We start from the raw sequence: 18,984 nt of genomic DNA, 5'->3' as shown, positions 1-18,984 counted from the left end.
ATGGTCTCCTCGGCGGGATACCGCGAAGCGCCGAGGTCAGGGCGGGGTGACGTCTGCGGAGGCGAGGAGGCGGGCGGCGAGGGCTCTGACCTCGTCGCGTAGTTCGGCGGGGGTGATGACGGTGAACGGCCAGCCGAGGCCGGCGAGCATCTGGGCCATCCCGGCCAGCCGGTCGGCCCTGGTGGCCAGCAGCACCCCGGCGGAGGTCTCGGCCAGGGTCGCCGTGGCGGCGGGGATCCGGGCGGCGGCCTCCTCCAGCGTGGCCTCCAGCAGCACCCTGACCTCGTAGCGGTAGGGCACCGCCGACAGCGATCCGACCACGTGCGCGACCGGGTCGAAGCCGTCCGGGGCCGAGAACCTCCGCTCGGTGCGCGCGGCGCTCGCCACCCGGTCCACCCTGAAGGTCCTGATCTCCCCGCTGTCGTGGTCGAGGCCCGTGACGTACCAGCGGCCGGAGTGGAAGACGATGCCGTACGGGTCCAGATCGCGCGTCGAGGCGTCGCCACGCCAGGAGCGGTAGGCCAGCCGGACGGTGACCCGGCGACGGGCGGCGTCGGCGAGGGCGAGCAGCGGGCCCGCCTTCGGAGCGGGTGCCCGCGTCGCGACGCCGGTGTGGCCCAGCGTCTCCGAGATCGCGTCGACGCGCTCGCGCAGCGGCCCCGGGAGCACCCGCTGGATCTTGGCCAGGGCGCTCTCGGTGGCCGTCTCCCCCACCGCCAGCCCGGTCCGCCGTCCGGCCAGCAGCCCCAGCACCACCGCGGTGGCCTCGTCGTCGGTGAGCATCAGCGGCGGCAGCTTGTAGCCGGGCAACAGCCGGTAGCCGCCGTGCCGGCCCCGCTCGGCCGAGACCGGCACGCCGAGCTCCGACAGCCGCACCGCGTAGCGGCGCACCGTACGCTCGTCCACCTCCAGCCTGGCGGCGAGTTCGGGGCCGGTCAGGCCGGGGGCGGCCTGCAGCAGTTCCAGCAGCGCGAGGACCCTCGCGGCGGTCATCCGAATTCTCCTCAAAAATCAGGACCGATACTGTCCTGATTCGATTCTAGGGTGAAACCAGGCGAACGAAGGAGAGCAGAGATATGAGTACTTACCTACTGGTTCCCGGCCTCTGGCTGGGCGCGTGGGCCTGGGAGAAGATCACCCGGCCGCTGCGCGAGGCCGGGCACGAGGTTCACCCGGTCACGCTCACCGGGCTCGGCGACAGAGCGCACCTGGCAGGCCCCGGGGTCGACCTGGAGACCCACATCCAGGACATCGTCAACACGATCGTCTTCGCGGACCTGAACGAGGTGATCCTCGTCGCCCACAGCGGGGCCGGCGCGCCGGTCACCGGCGCGGCCGACCGGATTCCCGAGCGCGTCGCCCGGATCGTCTACCTCGACAGCGGTCCGCTGGCCGACGGCATGACCCAGTTGGACGCCACCGAGCCCGAGTGGCGGGCGTTCATCGAGAAGCGGGTCGCCGAGCAGGGCGACGGGGTGGGCTACCCACTCCCATCCTGGGAGGAGCAGGAGCGGGCCGGGGCCAGCCTGGAGGGGCTGGGCGAGACCGAGCGCGAGTGGTTCGTCTCCCGTGCGGCCCCGCAGCCGTACGGGACGATGACCCAGCCCCTGGCGCTCAAGGGCGGCGCGGACGCGCTGCCCAAGACGCTCATCACGTGCTCGTTCCCACTGGAGCAGGTGCACGCCTTGATCGCCGCCGGTCACCCGTTCTTCGCGGCGCTCGCCGGGCCCGAGTGGAGCTTCGCCTCGGTGCCCACCGGCCACTGGCCGATGTTCTCCAAGCCGGAGGAGACCGCGGCGGCGCTCGCCGCGCTGGCGGTCTGAGACGAAAGCCTGACGGGGCGGGGTGGGAACAGGAACGGGTGGGCGAGGCCGAGAGCGGCCGGCACGCTCCGCCCGATGCCCCCACGACGGGGCTCGCGGAGGCCCGCCGTGCGCACCGGGGGCCTGCACGCTGCGGTTCCGGTGACGGGCCGGGAATTCCGCGAGCGCCGAGGGTGACATTTGTCCCGGGCAGCCCTGGATCGATGGATCTACCTGGGATCCCGCGCCCTCCGTAGCGTCTTTCGCATGACGAATGACGCGGTGTCACTCAAGAACGTGACCAAACGTTTCGGGGCGGTACGCGCCGTGGACGACCTCAGCCTCGACATCCCCGCCGGGCAGACCGTCGCCCTGCTCGGCCCCAACGGCGCGGGCAAGTCGACCAGCATCGGGCTGCTGCTCGGGCTGCTGGCCGCCGACTCCGGGACGGTACGCGTGTTCGGGGGCGCCCCTGAGGCCGCGATCCGGGGTGGGCGGCTGGCGGCGATGCCCCAGGAGGGCGGCCTCGTCTCCCGGACCACGGTCGGCGAGCTGCTCGGCTTCGTCTCCGGAACCTACCGGGCGCCGCTCCCACTACCGAAGGTGCTGGCCGTCGCGGGGCTGGAGGAGCTGGCCGGCCGCAGGGTGGAACGGCTCTCCGGCGGCCAGGCGCAGCGCCTCCGCTTCGCGCTGGCGCTGGCCGGGGACCCGGAGCTGATCCTGCTGGACGAGCCGACCGCGGCGCTGGACGTCCGGGCCAGGCGGGAGTTCTGGGAGAGCATGCGTGCCTTCGCCGCGCGCGGCAGGACCGTGCTGTTCTCCACCCACTATCTGGAGGAGGCCGACGAGTACGCCGACCGGGTGGTGGTGATCGACAGGGGCCGGATCGTGGCCGACGGCACCAGCCGGGAGATCAAGCGCCTGGTCCCGCTGACCACGGTCAGCGTCACCGCCGCCGCCGGGGACGTCGCACTGCTGGAACGCCTTCCCGGGGTCACCTCCGTGGAGATCCACGGGAACCGCGCCCACCTGCGCACCCGCGACGCCGACGCCACGGTCCTGGCGCTGGCCGAGGCCGGAGCCGTACGAGACCTTGAGGTGGTCCCCGCCGCGCTCGAGGACGCCTTCATCGCACTGACGGGAGTGGACGCCTGATGCTCGGCTACATCCGCCTGGAGATCGCCAGAAGCCGCCGCGACCCGGGATACGTGATCATGGGTTTCACGATGCCCGTGGTGATGTACCTGATCTTCACCAACCTCGGCATAGCGGGCGACGACCGTACCTGGGCCGCCCTGCACGTGATGGTCAGCATGGCCGCCTTCGGCGCGATCGGCTCGGCTTTCAACAACGGCACCGGCATCGCCGAGGACAGGACGGCGGGCTGGCTGCGGCAGCTGCGCATCACTCCCCTGGCGCCGGTACGGGTGATCGCCGGTAAGGCGGGCACCGGCATGCTCGTGGTGCTGCCGGCGATCGCCGGCGTGTGCCTGTCGGCGGCGCTGCTCAACGGGGTACGGCTGGAGATCTGGCAGTGGGCCTCGATCGTGCTCCTGCTCTGGGCGGGTTCCCTGCCCTTCACCCTGCTCGGCCTGGCCATCGGCTACCGGTTCAGCGGCCAGACCGCCGCCGTGCTCAACATCGCGGCCAACATGGCGCTGGCGATCGTCGGAGGTCTGTGGCTGCCCACCGAGGGCTTCCCCTCCTGGTTGAAGACGCTCGCGGAGTGGACGCCGAGCTTCACCTACGCCGACCTGGCGCGGAAGATCGCCTTCGGCCAGGCGCCCGAGGCCGGCGTGGCGCTGATCCTGACCGGCTGGCTGATCGCCTTCGGCGTCCTGGCGGTGTACGGCTACCGCCGGGCCGGGCGCGTGGTGTGAATCGCGCGAGTCGCGTGATAGGAGTGGCCGGATGAGCGGGAAGCCGGAGGCGACGAAGCGGGAGAGGCCGCAAGGGCCGAAGAAGGCGAAGGCGAAACGGCTGGGAGCGGCCAGACGGAAATGGTCGGGAAGGTTGAGAAGACAGGGGCCCGGGGAACTCGCCTTCTATCCGTGGCTGCTGATCGCCTATCCCCCGATCAGCGACCTCGCGGCGGGGCAGGTGCGGTCGGCGACGCCGGCCGCGCTGGGCGTCGTCGCCTTCGCCACCCTGTACGTGCTCTGCATCCGGTTGTCCTTCCGCGGCCGGCGACGAGCGGCGGCCGTGGCCCTGGCCGGGCTGCTGGTGGTGATCTTCCTGCTGCTGGCCGGGCCGGCGCAGAACTGGTTCTACCTCGCACCGCTGATGACGATCGCCTGCGGGGTCGTGCTGCGCGGCAGGTCCGTCTACCTCCTCCTCACCGTGCTGACGCTCGCGCTGACCGCGGTGATGTGGCGTGCGGGAGCCGGCTGGGCGAGCATCTCCCTGGCCGCCTGGGGAACGACCACCGGCGGCCTGGTGGTCAGTGTCGTCCTGAAGCTCTTCTCCGTGATCACCGAGCTCCAGGAGACCCGGGAGGAGCTGGCCCGGGTCGCGGTGGCCGAGGAGCGGCTGCGGTTCTCCCGCGACCTGCACGACCTGCTCGGGCACACCCTGTCGATGATGGTGGTCAAGGCGGAGGCCGTACGGCGACTGATTCCCCGCGACGCGGAGGCGGCGGCTCGGCAGGCGGCCGACATCGAGACGGTCGGCCGGGAGGCGCTCACCGAGGTGCGGGCCGCGGTCAGCGGCTACCGGGGGCGCGGGCTGGCCGCCGAGCTGGCCTCGGCGCGCACGGTACTGGCCGACGCGGGCATCGCCGCCACGGTCACCGTCTCCGAGGGCCGCCCCGCGCCGGAGGCCGACGCCCTGCTGGGCTGGGCCGTACGGGAGGGCGTGACCAATGTCGTCCGCCACAGCGTCGCCCGCACCTGCGAGATCACCCTGGAGGGCAGGGTGCTGGAGATCCGTGACGACGGCCGGGGGGCCGGCGCGGGCGCCCTGGGCAATGGCCTGCGCGGCCTGACCGAGCGGGTCGTCGCGCTCGGCGGGACGCTGGAGGCCGGCGGCGGCGACGGCTTCGTGCTGAGGGTGACGCTCCCATGATCGCTTGCCCTCCACCCGCAAGATCGCCGGTTTTCCGCCGAGGAGGAACGCTTTCATGATCAGGGTGCTGCTGGCCGAGGACCAGGGCATGATGCGCAGCGCGCTGGCCCTGCTTCTCGGTCTGGAGGACGACATCGAGGTCGTCGCCACGGTCGCCGGGGGCGACGAGGTCGTGGCCGCCGCGCTGGACACGCGTCCCGACATCGCCCTGCTGGACGTCGAGATGCCGGGGATCAGCGGCCTGGAGGCCGCGGCCGGCCTCCGGGACCGCCTGCCCGGCTGCCGGGTGCTGATCCTGACCACCTTCGGCAGGCCCGGCTACCTGCGCCGGGCGATGGAGGCGGGCGCCGCCGGATTCCTCGTCAAGGACGGTCCTGTCGAGGATCTCGCCGCGGCGATCCGCCGGGTCCTGGCGGGCGAGAAGGTGATCGACCCCGCGCTGGCCGCCGCCGCGCTCAGCACCGGCGCCAGCCCGCTGACCGATCGTGAGCGGGACGTGCTGGCCGCGGGGGCGGACGGCGCGACGATCGCCGACATCTCGCGGCGGCTGCACCTGTCGGAGAGCACCGTCCGCAACTACCTGTCCGCCGCGATCGGCAAGACCGGCACCCGTAACCGCATCGAGGCCGCCCGCACCGCCCGGCACAACGGCTGGCTCTGAAGGGGGCGGCGACTTGTCACCGGCCGCCCCGGGCTGCCGGCTCAGGGGACGAGGACGGGCTCCGGGGCCTCTTCCGCGAGCCAGTCGCGCATCGCGCCGTAGGTCTTCTCCGCGATCAGCCGCTGGCCCGCGGCGTTGGGGTGGAAGAAGTCCCACTTGCTGATGTGGCTCAGCGTGAACGCCTGCCCGAACACCAGGTTGCCGTCGAACCGGCAGTTCGGGCCGTACGCCGCGCAGACCCTGGCGAGTGCGGCGTTGAAACCGATCACCCGGGCGCGCACGCGGTCGCGGCGGGCCTGGTCGGCCGCCGACGTCGAGGTGGGGCGCGCCAGCATGGTGGGACAGATCCGGCCCACCTCCCAGAACCCGCGGGCCACCAGGTTGTCCCTGCCGGTCTGCCAGAGCCGTCTGATGTCGGGGATGCTCGCCACGAACACCCGGGCGTCGGGCCTGCCCGCCCGCAACAGGGCCAGCGCCCCGGCCACCCGGCTCTCGTAGACGGCCACGGGGGTCATCAGCCGCTCCTCGGACACGCAAACGTCCTGGGCGCCGATCAGGAGCGTCACGTAGTCGGCGCGGTGGCCGACCGCCTGCCTCACCTGCCCGGCCAGGTCGGCGCTGGTGGAGCCGGGGACGGCGAGGTTCACATTGTGCCCGGCGAGTGCCACGTCCAGGGCGCGTAGCCTCAGGTAGTGGCTCCTGACATCGCGGTGCTCGCCGGTCGACCAGGAACGCGAGGCGCAGGCGACGTACCACCCGCAGGCGTTGAACCCCGCGCTGATGGAGTCTCCGAGTGCGGCCATGACCACCGGCCGCCAGGGTTGCTCCACCGATGTCGCCCCGGCCGGAACGGTCCAGGCGGCCGTCAGGGCGGCCAGCCCTGTGAGTGCTGTCACAGTCCTGCGAAGCATGACACCTCCGCTGAGAGATCGCGTCTGCTTCGGATGTATCACCGCAGGCCAGGGCGGCAGGTTCCGTTGACCGAGTGCCTTGGTTTTCTTGACACCGCGTGGCGTCCGTGCTGGCGGGGGGGAACCACCGTCGAACATGTTCAGTTTCCGTCATAGAGTGGCGGGGGTGAGTGTAGCGCTCGGATCAACCCGTCCTCTCGTGGTGAGAACCACCTCCGTCGACGACCCCGGTGACCTGTTCGCACGACTGCCGGAGACCGCGCCCTATGCCTGGGTCAGGCGCGGGGAGGGCCTCGTGGCCTGGGGCGAGGCCCTGCGCCTGGAGGTGCCGCCCGGCCCTCGGCGTTTCGACTGGGCTCGCGACCGGCTGTCGGATCTCTTCGGCGAGGCGGATGTCGACGACGACGTGACGACCCCCGGTTCGGGCCCCGTCGCCTTCGGCTCGTTCACCTTCGACCCGGAGTCACGCGGGTCGGTCCTCCTCGTCCCCCGGACCATCCTCGCCCGCCGCGATGGCCGCGCCTGGCTGACCACCGTCGGTGAGCAGCGGCTCGACACCGTCACCCCGCTCCGCGACCCGGGCAGGATCCGGTACGGCGACGGCAGTCTGAGCGCGCCGGAGTGGGAGCACGCCGTGGCCCGCGCCGTCCGGCGGATCAGGTCGGGCCGGCTGGAGAAGACGGTGCTCGCCCGCGACCTGACCGCCGTCGCGGAACGGGCGATCGACGTCCGGCTGCTGCTGGCCCGCCTGGCCGGCCGCTACCCGGAGTGCTACACCTTCTCCTGCGCGGGGCTGGTCGGTGCCACCCCCGAACTGCTGGTCCGGCGTACCGGGGAGACCGTCGAGTCCCTGGTGCTGGCCGGCACGATCGCGCGGGGCAGCGACCGGGCGGACGACATGGCACGCGGCGCGGCCCTGTTCTCCTCGGAGAAGGACCGCTACGAGCACGTCTGCGCGGTCGCGTCGGTACGGGAGGCGCTCGACCCGCTCTGCGCCGAGCTGAAGATCCCCGAGGAGCCCGAACTCCTGGTGCTCCCCAACGTCCAGCACCTGGCCAGCCCGGTGACCGGGCGGCTGTCGGCGGGGATCTCGGTCCTGGACGTGGTGGCGGCCATGCACCCGACCGCCGCCGTCGGCGGCACCCCGACCGGGGCCGCGCTCGGCGTCATCCGCGAGCTTGAGGGCATGGACCGCGCCGGATACGCCGGTCCTGTCGGCTGGATCGACGCGCGAGGGGACGGCGAGTGGGGGATCGCGCTGCGCTGCGCCCAGATCGAGGGCCCCCGGGCCCGGCTGTTCGCCGGGTGCGGCATCATGGGCGACTCCGACCCCGCGTCCGAGCTCGCCGAGGCCCAGGCCAAGCTCCGGGTGATGCAGTACGCCCTGGAGGGCTGACCGCCGCCACGCGGGGCGCCCGACCGGAGGCCGGGCCAGGGCGATCATCCCTGAACAGGTAATTCCCACCCGGCTGGTCGGCGGCAGCCAGATGGGCGTACCCTCACAAGGGCAACACATCGGACATTTCCGGCAAGAAAACGACACTTTCTTCTACTCGCTGTTCTCTCGTCGCCGCACGGCCGGCTTGCTCGCCGGGGAGAGGAAGACCATGGCGTTACTGACCACCGACCGCCTCACGGTACGCGACTGGAGTCCCGAGGACGCCCGCGATGCTCTGGCCATCTACGGCACGCCGGAGGTCACCCGGTGGCTGTCCCCGGCGATGAACCGGCTCGACGGTGAGGGGGCCATGCGGGCCACGCTGCAGGCATGGGAACGCAACCGTGAAACCCTGACGCCCCCGCTCGGCCGCTGGGCGATCGTCCGCAACTCCGACCAGCGGATCATCGGCGGCCTCTCCCTGAGGTACCTGCCGCCCGACGAGGAGGACATCGAGATCGGCTGGCAACTCGCCCCCGACTTCTGGGGTCACGGCTACGCCACCGAGGCCGGCCGCGCCCTGGCCGGATGGGCCTTCTCCATCGGTGCCCACGAGCTCGTCGCGGTCGTGCGGGTGAACAACGAGCGCGGTGCCGGCACGGCCAGGCGCATCGGCATGCAGTGGGTCGGCGAGACGGACAAGTACTACGAGACGCGCCTCAACGTCTACCGGCTCTGGCCCAGCGACCTCACCTCGGCCCAGGAGGACGAGCTCCGGCTCTGACCCGGGGGCGTCCCGGGCGACCGCCGTGTCTTCGATCATCGAGTAGGCGGGGGTCCGGCGTCAGAAGCCGAGATGGCACAGCGCGGCCAGGACCCGGCGGCTGTGGCCGGTGACGCGCAGCGGCCCGAGCTTGTCGGTCCGCCGGCACGCGTGGGCGTGTTCGCGTCGTGAACAGGAACGGGCCCGCCAGGAGGACCGGCCCGGCCGGGGCCCAGCGGGCCCCGAGCTCGAGACCGGCCGGCACCCGGCAGGCCCTGCTCGGCGGTTTCTCGGTCAGGCGTGGTGCTTACCCTTGCGCCGGTCGGACAGCCTGACGACCACGAAGACCACCACGGCGAGGATCACGATGCCCAGCACGGTCTTCGAGACGATCCCCATGTAGTCCTCGACCAGTGACCAGTTCTCTCCCAGCAGGAACCCCGCCATCACGAACGCCGTGTTCCAGATGAGGCTGCCCAGGGTGGTGAGGAGGGTGAAGATGAGGATCGGCATGCGCTCGACCCCCGCCGGGATCGAGATGAGGCTCCGGAAGATGGGGATCATCCGGCCGAAGAAGACAGTCTTCCTTCCGTGCTTGGCGAACCACGCCTCGGTCTTCTCGATGTCGGAGACGCTGACCAGCGGCAGCTTGGAGGCGATGAACACCACACGTTCGCGACCCAGCAGGGCCCCGACCGCGTACAGCGCCAGCGCGCCGATCACCGATCCCAGGGTCGTCCAGAGCACGGCGTCGAACAACCCCATGTTCCCGTTCCCCTTGCTCGCGGTGAACCCGGCCAGCGGCAGGATCACCTCGCTGGGCAGCGGCGGGAAAAGGTTCTCAAGTGCGATCGCCAGCCCCGCCCCTGGCCCACCCAGGGTTTCCATAAGGTTGATCGCCCATCCGGCGACTCCGTCGAGATTCGGTGAACTCATAGGGACAAGGCTACGGAGAGTTGGGTAGGGCGTGGATGAGGAATGCGCCCGCTCCTGCCTCGTACACGCCACAGGGTTCGGCTGCGGAAAACCACAGGTGCCTGGAAGTCCATCGTGACGATCACGAAATCTCCGGGGTTCTCGCAGGTCAGGGTGAGTATCGGCCGGCCAGGCGAGTGCGGCGGGCAGAGGCCGTCGCGGCCCGGGAAAGGGCGGGCGCACCCGCCTTCCGGCCGGGCTCTCCGCCCTCAACTGTGACCTATCCCACATCGACCGCCGCCGAAAAGTGGTTTGGGCCCACGCGAGGGACATCCAGATGTCTTTACCCTTATACGGTCCGGCGCCATTTCAGCTGTTTCTGAGATGGACCGTCTCGCCCTGCTCGATCCTGGCGCGGCCCGCGGTCAGCGTGGCGACCCAGCCGGGGAAGTCGGCCAGGTCACGCTCGCGTACCGCGACACGGAAGCCGACCTCAGCGCCGTAGCGGACCTCCCTGACCTCGTACGGTGAGATGCGCAGGTCGTTCTCCAGCCGCCCGGCCTGGACGTGGTCCACGGTCACGGTCATGACCCTGGCGGGCACCATCTCGACCAGTGGTGTGAGATCCAGCGTCTTGCCGACCGACGAGCCGTACGCGCGGACCAGGCCTCCCGCTCCGAGCTTCACCCCGCCGAAGTACCGGGTGACCACCGCCACCACGTCGGCGACGCCCCTGCGCAGGAGGGTCTCCAGCATCGGGGTACCCGCGGTGCCACCGGGCTCGCCGTCGTCGTCGGCCCGCTGGATGTGGCGGTCGCCGCCGATCACGTAGGCCGAGCAGTTGTGCGTGGCGTCACCGTACAGCCGTTTGCGGCCGGCGATGAACTCCCTGGCCTCTTCCTCCGAGGCGACCCGACCGATGGCGCACAGGAAACGGGAGCGTTTTATGTCGATCTCGTGCTCTGTCGTGTTCCGCGGGGTCAGGTACGGGTCGGGCATCCGGCAAGGGTATCGGCGGGGTTCCCGGTTCGCGCCGCCGCACACGTGTTTCCGGCCGCCCAGGGTACGCCCTGATGCCGAAGCCCTCGCGGCAGATGGTTCGATGCCTGATCGCCGCCGCGTAAAGGAGTTCGGGGCTGGGCTCTCACCGTGTTCGCCCGGGAATCCGGCGGCGTGGGGTCCCGCCGGAGGCATATCAGGGTAGGAATACGGAACGGATGTTGCGTTTATTTACAACGCGACAAAACTCCCTCGCGGCGTCGAAATAGCAGAGAAGCGCCTGGCGTTCATTGAACGGAACAGCGCGGCTCACCCCCATGAGCTGGGGATAGGCGTCGGCGACTGGAACTCCCGCCACAGGGCAGGCCCTTGGGGCACGACAACCCCATGGTGGGACGCTTGCCTTCGCGGGGAAAGGGGTTATATTTACCAATAATAATAGTAGGAATTGAGGGTAATAACGATGCCCCTGCCGAATTTCCTCACGATCGGTGCCCCCAAAACCGGGACCACCGCCCTGCACGCCGCACTGGCCCGGCACCCGGAGCTGTTCATGTCCCCGGTGAAGGAGCCGAAGTTCTTCCTCAGTGACGGCCCCCCTCCCAGCAGGGGAGGCCCGGGCGACGCCCAGACCTACCGCGAGCACGTCTGGCGGCGCGAGGACTACGAAGCCCTGTTCGACGCGGCACCGCCGGGAACGCTCACCGGCGAGTCCACCCCGTTCTACCTCTACGACCTGGCGGCCCAGCGGCGTATCAGGAAGACCATCCCCGACTCCAGGCTCATCGTGGTGCTGCGCGACCCGGTGGAGCGCGCCCACTCCAACTGGACACATCTGTGGTCGGCCGGACTGGAACCGATCGGCGACGTGCTGGAGGCCTGCGCCGAGGAGGAGCGAAGGGTCACGGCCGGCTGGGCACCGTTCTGGCACTACCTGGGGCTCGGCAAGTACGGCAGGCAGCTGGAACACCTGTTCACCTTGTTCCCCCGCGAGCAGGTGCTCGTCTACCGCTACCGCGACCTGGTCGACCGGCCCGCCGACACCCTGGACCGGATCTGCCGCTTCCTCGGCGTGGAGACCGGCGTCGTCACCGAGGTCCCCCGGGAGAACGTGACCGCCCATCCGGAGCCGACCCGCGGACACCGGATGCTGTCGCGGGCGTTGCGCGTGGGGTCGTCCGTGGGACGATTCCTGCCGTCGCGGGTGAGCGTGGCGCTGACCGACCCGCTGGAGCGCAAGCTGCAGCGGCGGGCCCGCTCCCGCCAGCCGCTGACCTGGGACCAGCGAGAGAAACTGATCTCCCACTTCACCCAGGACGTGGCGCTGCTGCAGAGGGTGACCGGCGAGGACTTCAGCGACTGGCTCCGTCCCCGCGAGCGCTCCGGCGGCCTGGTGGGCGTCCGCCCCAACGGTCAGCGCCAGGCCCGCAACGGCCGCCCCCAGGTTTGACCCCCTCCCTCGGGCGGGACAGTGGGGGCGAGCCCCGTACCAGGCCGCGATCGGCACCGCCCGCTACCGGGCTCGTGGGCCTCACGTGCCCGGCCGGGGCGTGATCGGCACGGCCCCGCGCAGGTCGGCGACCGTGCTCAGCGCAGTTCGGTGCGGAGCTCGTGCGCCCCGTCCGCGCGGGTGTACTCGTAGTAGAGCCGCCGCCCGCCCTCCGGCAGGTCCACGATGTCCAGGTAGCGCAGGCCGCCGCCCGCGTGCGGCGAGAGGGCGGCGGGCCCGGTGCCGACCGGGGTCAGCTCCGCCGGGTCGATGCCGACCGCGACACCGGTCTTCTCCTCGTAGTTCTCCACCGCGGTGGCTCTGCCGTCGTAGAAGGCCACCACCTGCTCCTCGAGGAAGCGGACCGCCGCCACCCGCGCCCCCCGGGCGTCCCAGGCTCCGAGCCGGCCGCTGAGCGCGGTGCCCTGCCAGGTCCACTCGATGCCGTCGGCGCTGGTGGCGTAGTCGGTCACCATCTGGTCGGCCTCGTCGTCCTCCGCCAGGGGGTGGCAGGAGGCCCACAGATGCCACACGTCGCCCCGCCGCACGATCACCGGGTCCTTGACGCCGGTCTTCGGGTCGCCGGGTAGCACCACCTGCCGCTGCGCGGCGCGGAACCCGGACGGGTCGTCGGCCTCCAGCACCTCGACCCGCCAGTGCTTGGTGTCGTAGGTGGCGCAGCTGAGGTAGAGCCGCCAGCGCCCTTCCGGTGTGCGGACCAGGGTGGGCCGCTCCAGTGACTCGGTGTCCATCTCCTGCCTGCCGATGGTGAGCAGGGTCTCGAACCGCTCACCGTCGGTGGAGCGGGCAACGACGACGGCGTAGCCGCGGCCCTCGCCGACGGGGCGGCGCAGCCGGTAGGCGAGGTAGATCAGCCCGTCGCTCGCCACGGCGCTCGGCGCACCGGCCCAGTGGCCCGCGCCCGGCTGGGCCGGTTCGATCGCGACTGTGGAACGGCCCGGGTCGGGAAGGAAATCCTCGATTGTCACGACACCGAGATTAGGCAGGCCCTGGGTGGCACTCACGGAGAATCACCAATCATGGTCACGAGTTTTGTCACCCCTTGACGGCCAAAGGGTGCGTCGTTCTCGGGGCCTCCGGCGTGAGAGGCGCGGCGGCTGCCGCCCCTCCACGGCCGGACCGGCACGATCGGGCGCGCGGGGGTGACATGGCCCGGATGCCGTGCGCGCCAGGGGACGGGTCCGTGATGCCGGGGCCCGCGGAGACCTCGATGCCGACCGTACAGGGTACGGGGACGTGCGCGGGCCCGTGCCGTGCTCCCCCGCGATGACCGTCCGGTTCACCGGCGACGCGCCTTCCACGCTCTTCAGGACCGGCGGAGCGTCGCGCTCGGCAGCGGGATGGCGGGGAACGGGTTGTCCGGCGGCAGGATGAGCCGCCGGGCCTCCTGCGGGCGCGCGGCGGCGTCCAGGTGCAGAAGCGCGGCCCCGATGCCCGCGGCGCCGACCATGTAGCCGGTGTCGGCGGTGACCTCCCAGGGGCGCAGCCGCCGGTAGGCCTGGTACCAGCGGGAGCCCCGGCCGTCGTGGCCGGTGGCCAGGCCGGTCAGGTTCTCCCCCAGCGTGCGGGCGAACTCCAGGTGCTGCGGACGGCCGGTCGCCGCCCAGAGCCCGACGAACAACTCCACCAGCCCGGCGGTGCCGCAGCACTGGCAGGCCGAGTTCCAGTAGCCACCGCTCTGGCTGGCGGGGGCGCCGCTGCTGACGATCCCCCTGGCCAGCCGCTCGACCCAGTCGAGGTCTCCGGCGTCACCCGACACCCGGTACAGCTCGTAGAACGTCCGGGCGACCCCCGCGGAGCCGGAGCAGAAACCCAGGTAGTGCAGGTCGCGGCCCTGCGGGATGTGGTGCGGCACCAGCGCACACCGCTCGGTCACGGCGCTGACCGCGCGGACGAAGTCGGCCCCCCTGCGGGAGCCGTCGAGAAAGCGGGTCTGGCCGGTCACGCCGTACAGGCGGGCGAGCAGGAAGGCGGTGCCGGCCGTGCCGGACAGGAACCCCGGGGTGACCGCGTCCAGCGGCAGGTCGGCGCAGGCGCCCTCGCCGAAGCGGTGGCCCGGGACGGCGAGCGCGGCGATGCGGGCGCCGGCCTCGACGGCGATCTCCTGGTAGGCGGGCACCCCCAGGATGCCGCCGGCGTGCAGCAGGCCGAGGATGATCCCGCCGTCGCCGCGCTGGGCGGGGTCACCGGTCCAGCCCAGGCCGCCGTCGATGGGGCGGGCGCTGCGCACGATGCGGTCGGCGACCGCGCCGGCCTCGACCTCGAAATCCCGTTCACCGGTGGCCCATCCGGCCTCGGCGAGGGCGAACATCACCCCGGCCAGACCGTGGTGGAGGGAGAGATCGGCCTGCTCCCGCCAGGTGGCGGCGAGATAGCGGGCCCCGGCCCCGGCATCGTCCAGGTAGCCCTCGTCACCCGTGGCGGCGGCGAGCTCCAGGAAGAACAGGATGATCCCGGCCGCCCCCGAGTACAACGACAGGGGGTGGTCGGGCATGGCGGCCCGGCCCCGGGGGTCGGGGTTGGCCTGCCAGTGCCGCCCCCGTTCGTCGTCCACGGCCGCCGAGCGGATCCAGCGCGCGGCCTCGACCGCGGTGGCCAGCGGGCTCTCCGCCCCCGACTCCAGGCTCATGGCGGCTCCTTCGTACGGCGAGACAATCATGTTACCTGTATTTCCTACAGGATCAATAGGTAATGCGGTGACACCTGCCCGTGGACCTCGCGGGCCGGGTACGCGGGCCTTCCCTCACCCGCGCTCAGGCGGAGCGGCCCGGAGGAACCAGATCGCTCATGACCGATCCCGCCAGATCGAACCCGCCGACATGGGCGAGGTAGCCGCCGGGCTCGAAGATCGATCCGTCCAGCGGGATGAACACTCCCCCCGCCTGCCGGACCAGCAGCGCCCCCGCCGCCACGTCCCATGGACTGACCCTACTGCCGTAGGCGACGTCCGCCCACCCTCCCGCGACATGGGCCAGCTTGAGCGCCGTGCTGCCCGGACGGCGTGTGGAGGCGAACGACGCCAGCATCCTGCCGAACTCGCGCAGCACCTCCTCCCCGCCGTCGGCCAGCTCGCGAGGGGTGGGATAACTGGTCAGCAGCATCGCCTCCCGATCGCGCGTGGCACCGGCGCTGCGCAACCGCACGTCGTTGCACCAGGCCCCGCCCAGGTCGGCCCGGAACTCGTCGTCGCGCACCGGGTCGTAGACCACCCCGGCGACCACCTCGTCCCCGGCGGCGGCGGCGATCGACACGCAGAAGAAGGGCAGCCCGGCGGCGAAGTTCGCGGTCCCGTCGATCGGGTCGACGTACCAGCGGATCTCACCGGACCCTTCGCTGCCGCCCTCCTCGCCGATGACCGTGCTGCCCGGGACGTGCCTCTCGATGACCTCCCGGATGGTCTCCTCCGCGGCGCGGTCGTGCTCGGTCACCGGATCGTGGAAGTCACTCTTGGTCTCGACCGCGGGACGCGACCTGAACGCCTTGCGGAGCCGCTCGCCCACCGCGCGGGCGGCCTCGACCGCGACGGCCGAGAGCTCTGTCGAGGTGCTCTGATCCATGCTTCCTCCATTGGCGCGATCGGGCCGCGCCGGTCGCCGGCGGTCTCGGGAGCGGGCCGGGCGGCAAGGATCCGGTGAGCCTGCCGACCGGCGCCGAGAGCCGCCCCGACTCCCATCCTGTACGAGAACGCACGCCCCCTACCCGCGTGGCGGGCATCTCCGCGAGCCTCCGCCGTTTTTCGTCAGGACATTCCGATCCCCGCCGGGGGCGGGATCCGTACGGAACGCGCGCGGCGATCGCCTCCCGGAGATCACGCTCGTCGGGCATCGGCCAGATCGACAGAACGACTAGAAGTCGCACTTAAAGGTCAAATCTGCATCAAACAACCAGTAGCCGGGAGCATCCACCGCATGGCATTTCGCCTGACGGGGATGTCATACGGGTAATCACCGCTAAGAAAGCCTGGCGTATGACCCCAGATCCGAGACAAGACGATGCGCGGCCGGAGAGATGAACAGGCGGCGGTCCTCGCCCTGCTGGAAGGCATCGCGTCCACGGCAGGGAACGTCATGCTCGTCGAGGGCGAGCCGGGGATAGGCAAGACATTGCTGCTCGGCGAGGCCGCCGGCCTCGCGGCCGCGCGGGGGACGGCGGTCGCGAGCGGGCGGGCCGACGAGCTGGGACGGCTGACACCGCTGGGGCCGCTGCTGTCGGCCCTGGAGGAGTCGCCGGCGCCCATGGCCGTGGCCAGGAACGCCTTCCCCGACGGTCCCGGCCTGCTGCTCTGGCTGGCCGAGCAGGTCAGGACCTCGCTGGAGAGAAGGCTGGGCGCGGGGCCGCTGCTGGTCACCCTGGACGATCTCCAGTGGGCCGATCCCGCCACGCTCATGGCCCTGCGCACGCTGCCCTCGCGGCTGGCCGAACGCCCGGTGGCATGGCTGCTGGCCTGCCGCAGCACCCCGGCGCGCGGCGACGCCAGACGGCTGTTCGACCTGCTCGAGGAGGAGGGCGCCACCCGGACCGTGCTGCGCCCGCTCGACGACGGTGCGGTCACCGAGATCTCCACCGACATCCTGGGCGCGGCTCCCGGGAAGGATCTGGCGGCGCTGGCCGCCCAGGCCGGCGGCAACCCGCTGCTGCTGTCCGAGTATCTCACCGGACTGTGCGAGGAGGGCGCCGTCCTCGTGCGGGACGGCGTCGCCCGGCTGGCCGAGACCACTCCCGCCGGGGCGGAGCTGCCCCTGCGGGTGCACACCGCCGTCCGGCGGCGGCTGAACGAGCTCGGCGCCAGGACCAGGTACCTGCTGGAGGCCACGGCGGTGCTCGGGCGCTCGTTCTCACCGGCGTACGCGGCCGAGATGCTCGGTGAGACCCCGGCGGCACTGCTTCCCGCGCTGGAGGAGGCCCTGGCCGCGGGTGTGCTCGTCACCACCCCCGACGAGCTGGCGTTCAGGCACGAGCTGCTGTGGCGCTCGGTCGTCGAGAAGGTGCCCCAACCGGTGCGGCGAGCGCTGCGCGACCAGGTCGAGCGCGCCGCCCGGACACGCCCGGCCCGTCTGACCGGGGGCGGCGGCGCCGAGACGCTGACGGACCTGGCCCTGCTCGCCTGGGACGAGGGCAGGCTCTCGTACGGGCTGGACCTGGCACGCGAAGCCGTGGAGCAACCGGCCGGTGGACGACGGCGGCAGCAGCCCCGGGCGGTGCTGGCCTCGATGCTGATCGACCTCTGGCTGCTGGACGAGGCGGAGGCCACGACGGAGATCGCCGCGGCCGAGGCCGAGTGCGAGCCGGCCTGGGCCGCGGAGATCCCCGTCCTGCGCGCCCGCCTGCACCTGGCCGCGGGCAGGCTCGGCAGCGCGATCGAGCACGCGGAGGCCGGTCTGGCCGCCGCCGGGACCCTGGGCGCCCCGTTACCGGCATCCTCGGCCCTGTCGGTGCTCGGCACCGCGTCGCTGCGGGCGGGCGACCTGCCGGGGGCCATCAGGTACATGGAGAGGCACCTTGTCGGGTCGGCGCGAGACCTGCCCCCGCGCACGTGGCTGCGCTCGGAGCTGGTGGCCGGGCGGATCAACGAGGCGCGCGACGGAGCCGCGGGCGGGATGAGCTCGCTCGGCGGGCTGTACGACGCGCTGCCTCGGCACACCGGGGCGCTGACCAGCGAGCCCACCGCCGCGGCATGGCTGGTACGGATGGCCATGGCGACGGGCCAGCGGCACCGGGCCGACGCCGTGGTCGACGCGGCCGAGGGCATCGCCTGGCGCAGCCCCGGCCTGCCCAATCCGTCGGTGGCCGCCGACCACGCCCGTGGACTGCGGGAGGGCGACCCCGAGGCGCTGGGCCGCGCGGTGGCCGGGCACGGCGATCCGTGGGCCAGGGGTTCGGCGGCGGAGGATCTGGGCGTGCTAATCGGCGCGGACGGCTACCGGGACACGGCCGTGGAGAACCTCAAGATCGCGCTCGCCTGCTACGGCGCGGTGGGGGCCGTCCGTGACGCCGCGCGGGTACGGGGCAGGCTGCGGCTGCTGGGCGAGCGGCGCCGCCACTGGGTCAGGACCGCCCATCCCACCTCGGGGTGGGCCAGCCTGACCGGTACCGAGCAGGCCGTCTGCGACCTGGTCTCCCAGGGGCTGACGAACCGGAACGCCGCCGAGCAGATGTTCATCAGCGAGCACACGGTCGCCTTCCACCTGCGGCAGGTCTTCCGCAAGCTGGGCATCCACTCCCGGGTCGAGCTGGCCAGGCTCTCCGCCGAGGAGGGCGCCCACCAGGGGCACCGAACTCCTCGCTGAGATCTGCGCTGAGATCCCCTGAGGTCTCCGCTCCAGGAGCCCGCTCACCTGGCCCCCGTCTCAGCCACTCCCCTCACCTACCGGCGCGATCGCGCCCTCCACCCATCAGCGCGGTTCGGAGGCGGGCGCCGCGCCCGCGGGTACCCGGTTCCTCTTCCCACAGTTCCGGCATTACACGATATTTGATGATATTGCCGGTTCTCCTCATGCGTAGGTGACGTCGAGCTCGCCCTCGGCGAGGTCGACCCGGACCACGCCCCCCTCGTACGCCTCCCCGGACAGCAGAGCGCGGCCGATGCGTGTCTCGACCTCCCTGGAGATGAACCGGCGCAGCGGGCGGGCGCCGTACACCGGGTCGTAGCCCCGCTCGGCGATGTACCTGAGCGCCGCCTCGGTGACGTCCAGCCGGATCCCCCGCTGTTCGAGACGGGTCCGCAGCTCGACGAACATCAGGCCGACGATGCGCTCGATCTCCTCCATGGTGAGCGGCTTGAAGATCACGATGTCGTCGACGCGGTTGAGGAACTCGGGGCGGAAGTGCGCGCGCAGCTCGGCCATCACCCGCTGCTGCGCCTCCTGCTCGATCTCCCCGCTCGGTGTGACGCCGTCGAGGAGGTAGACGGAGCCGATGTTGGAGGTCATGATCAGGACCGTGTTGCGGAAGTCGACGGTCCTGCCCTGCGCGTCGGTGAGCC

At 71.8% G+C, this 18,984-nt stretch carries 17 protein-coding genes; 9 read left to right on the top strand and 8 right to left on the bottom strand.

Annotated elements, in window-relative coordinates; genetic code table 11:
* Positions 1–36 precede the first annotated feature (36 nt).
* On the bottom strand, positions 37–993 hold the full coding sequence (locus tag ABZ260_RS14065) for a YafY family protein (protein WP_355616700.1): 957 nt from the start codon (positions 991–993) through the stop codon (positions 37–39).
* Positions 994–1,076: 83 nt separating this feature from the next.
* Here ABZ260_RS14065 and ABZ260_RS14060 point away from each other — a divergent pair, with 83 nt between their 5' ends.
* From ABZ260_RS14060 to ABZ260_RS14040, 5 genes are all read left to right on the top strand, one after another.
* Positions 1,077–1,823, top strand: coding sequence for an alpha/beta fold hydrolase (locus ABZ260_RS14060; RefSeq protein WP_355616698.1), 747 nt, complete (start codon positions 1,077–1,079; stop codon positions 1,821–1,823).
* Positions 1,824–2,069: 246 nt separating this feature from the next.
* Positions 2,070–2,957: an ABC transporter ATP-binding protein gene (locus ABZ260_RS14055; RefSeq protein ID WP_355616696.1), complete on the top strand. Its 888-nt coding sequence runs from the start codon at positions 2,070–2,072 to the stop codon at positions 2,955–2,957.
* Positions 2,957–3,682, top strand: a complete 726-nt coding sequence (locus ABZ260_RS14050; protein WP_355616694.1) for an ABC transporter permease — start codon at positions 2,957–2,959, stop codon at positions 3,680–3,682. The genes ABZ260_RS14055 and ABZ260_RS14050 overlap by 1 nt, the downstream gene beginning before the upstream one ends.
* Positions 3,683–3,713: 31 nt before the next feature.
* Positions 3,714–4,865 (top strand): histidine kinase, encoded by a 1,152-nt coding sequence (locus ABZ260_RS14045; protein WP_355616692.1) that lies wholly within the window; start codon positions 3,714–3,716, stop codon positions 4,863–4,865.
* 55 nt (positions 4,866–4,920) lie between these two features.
* The gene (locus tag ABZ260_RS14040; protein WP_350929080.1) at positions 4,921–5,526 is read left to right on the top strand and encodes a response regulator transcription factor; all 606 of its coding nucleotides are present in this window, start codon (positions 4,921–4,923) and stop codon (positions 5,524–5,526) included.
* 41 nt (positions 5,527–5,567) lie between these two features.
* Here ABZ260_RS14040 and ABZ260_RS14035 read toward each other — a convergent pair whose 3' ends face one another.
* On the bottom strand, positions 5,568–6,422 hold the full coding sequence (locus ABZ260_RS14035; protein ID WP_355616690.1) for a GDSL-type esterase/lipase family protein: 855 nt from the start codon (positions 6,420–6,422) through the stop codon (positions 5,568–5,570).
* Between the two features lie 181 nt (positions 6,423–6,603).
* Between ABZ260_RS14035 and ABZ260_RS14030 the strand changes: the two genes are divergently transcribed.
* Positions 6,604–7,833, top strand: coding sequence for an isochorismate synthase (locus ABZ260_RS14030; protein WP_355616688.1), 1,230 nt, complete (start codon positions 6,604–6,606; stop codon positions 7,831–7,833).
* A 211-nt stretch (positions 7,834–8,044) separates the two neighbouring features.
* Positions 8,045–8,599 (top strand): GNAT family N-acetyltransferase, encoded by a 555-nt coding sequence (locus ABZ260_RS14025; RefSeq protein WP_350929074.1) that lies wholly within the window; start codon positions 8,045–8,047, stop codon positions 8,597–8,599.
* Between the two features lie 273 nt (positions 8,600–8,872).
* Here ABZ260_RS14025 and ABZ260_RS14020 read toward each other — a convergent pair whose 3' ends face one another.
* Together ABZ260_RS14020 and ABZ260_RS14015 are read right to left on the bottom strand one after the other, a co-directional pair.
* Positions 8,873–9,514, bottom strand: coding sequence for a DedA family protein (locus tag ABZ260_RS14020; RefSeq protein WP_355616686.1), 642 nt, complete (start codon positions 9,512–9,514; stop codon positions 8,873–8,875).
* 348 nt (positions 9,515–9,862) lie between these two features.
* On the bottom strand, positions 9,863–10,492 hold the full coding sequence (locus ABZ260_RS14015; protein WP_350962581.1) for a YigZ family protein: 630 nt from the start codon (positions 10,490–10,492) through the stop codon (positions 9,863–9,865).
* 463 nt (positions 10,493–10,955) lie between these two features.
* Between ABZ260_RS14015 and ABZ260_RS14010 the strand changes: the two genes are divergently transcribed.
* The gene (locus tag ABZ260_RS14010) at positions 10,956–11,942 is read left to right on the top strand and encodes a sulfotransferase (protein WP_355616684.1); all 987 of its coding nucleotides are present in this window, start codon (positions 10,956–10,958) and stop codon (positions 11,940–11,942) included.
* A gap of 137 nt (positions 11,943–12,079) precedes the next feature.
* On the opposite strand, the gene ABZ260_RS14005 is transcribed toward ABZ260_RS14010, so the two are convergent.
* From ABZ260_RS14005 to ABZ260_RS13995, 3 genes are all read right to left on the bottom strand, one after another.
* Positions 12,080–12,970 (bottom strand): hypothetical protein, encoded by an 891-nt coding sequence (locus ABZ260_RS14005; RefSeq protein WP_355616682.1) that lies wholly within the window; start codon positions 12,968–12,970, stop codon positions 12,080–12,082.
* A 338-nt stretch (positions 12,971–13,308) separates the two neighbouring features.
* A complete protein-coding gene (locus tag ABZ260_RS14000) occupies positions 13,309–14,631 on the bottom strand; it encodes a lanthionine synthetase LanC family protein (protein ID WP_355616680.1) in 1,323 nt (440 codons plus the stop codon).
* 124 nt (positions 14,632–14,755) lie between these two features.
* The gene (locus ABZ260_RS13995; RefSeq protein ID WP_355616678.1) at positions 14,756–15,559 is read right to left on the bottom strand and encodes an inositol monophosphatase family protein; all 804 of its coding nucleotides are present in this window, start codon (positions 15,557–15,559) and stop codon (positions 14,756–14,758) included.
* 435 nt (positions 15,560–15,994) lie between these two features.
* Between ABZ260_RS13995 and ABZ260_RS13990 the strand changes: the two genes are divergently transcribed.
* Positions 15,995–18,289, top strand: coding sequence for an AAA family ATPase (locus tag ABZ260_RS13990; RefSeq protein ID WP_355616676.1), 2,295 nt, complete (start codon positions 15,995–15,997; stop codon positions 18,287–18,289).
* Positions 18,290–18,493: 204 nt separating this feature from the next.
* On the opposite strand, the gene ABZ260_RS13985 is transcribed toward ABZ260_RS13990, so the two are convergent.
* Positions 18,494–18,984 (bottom strand): AAA family ATPase (locus ABZ260_RS13985; RefSeq protein ID WP_355616674.1); only part of this gene is annotated, 491 nt, incomplete at its 5' end.

It is taken from the genome of Streptosporangium sp. NPDC006013, assembly GCF_040614275.1.
Classification (GTDB): domain Bacteria; phylum Actinomycetota; class Actinomycetes; order Streptosporangiales; family Streptosporangiaceae; genus Streptosporangium.
The sequence above is the reverse complement of the archived record's forward strand: the minus strand, read 5'-3'. Positions and strand labels throughout refer to the sequence as shown.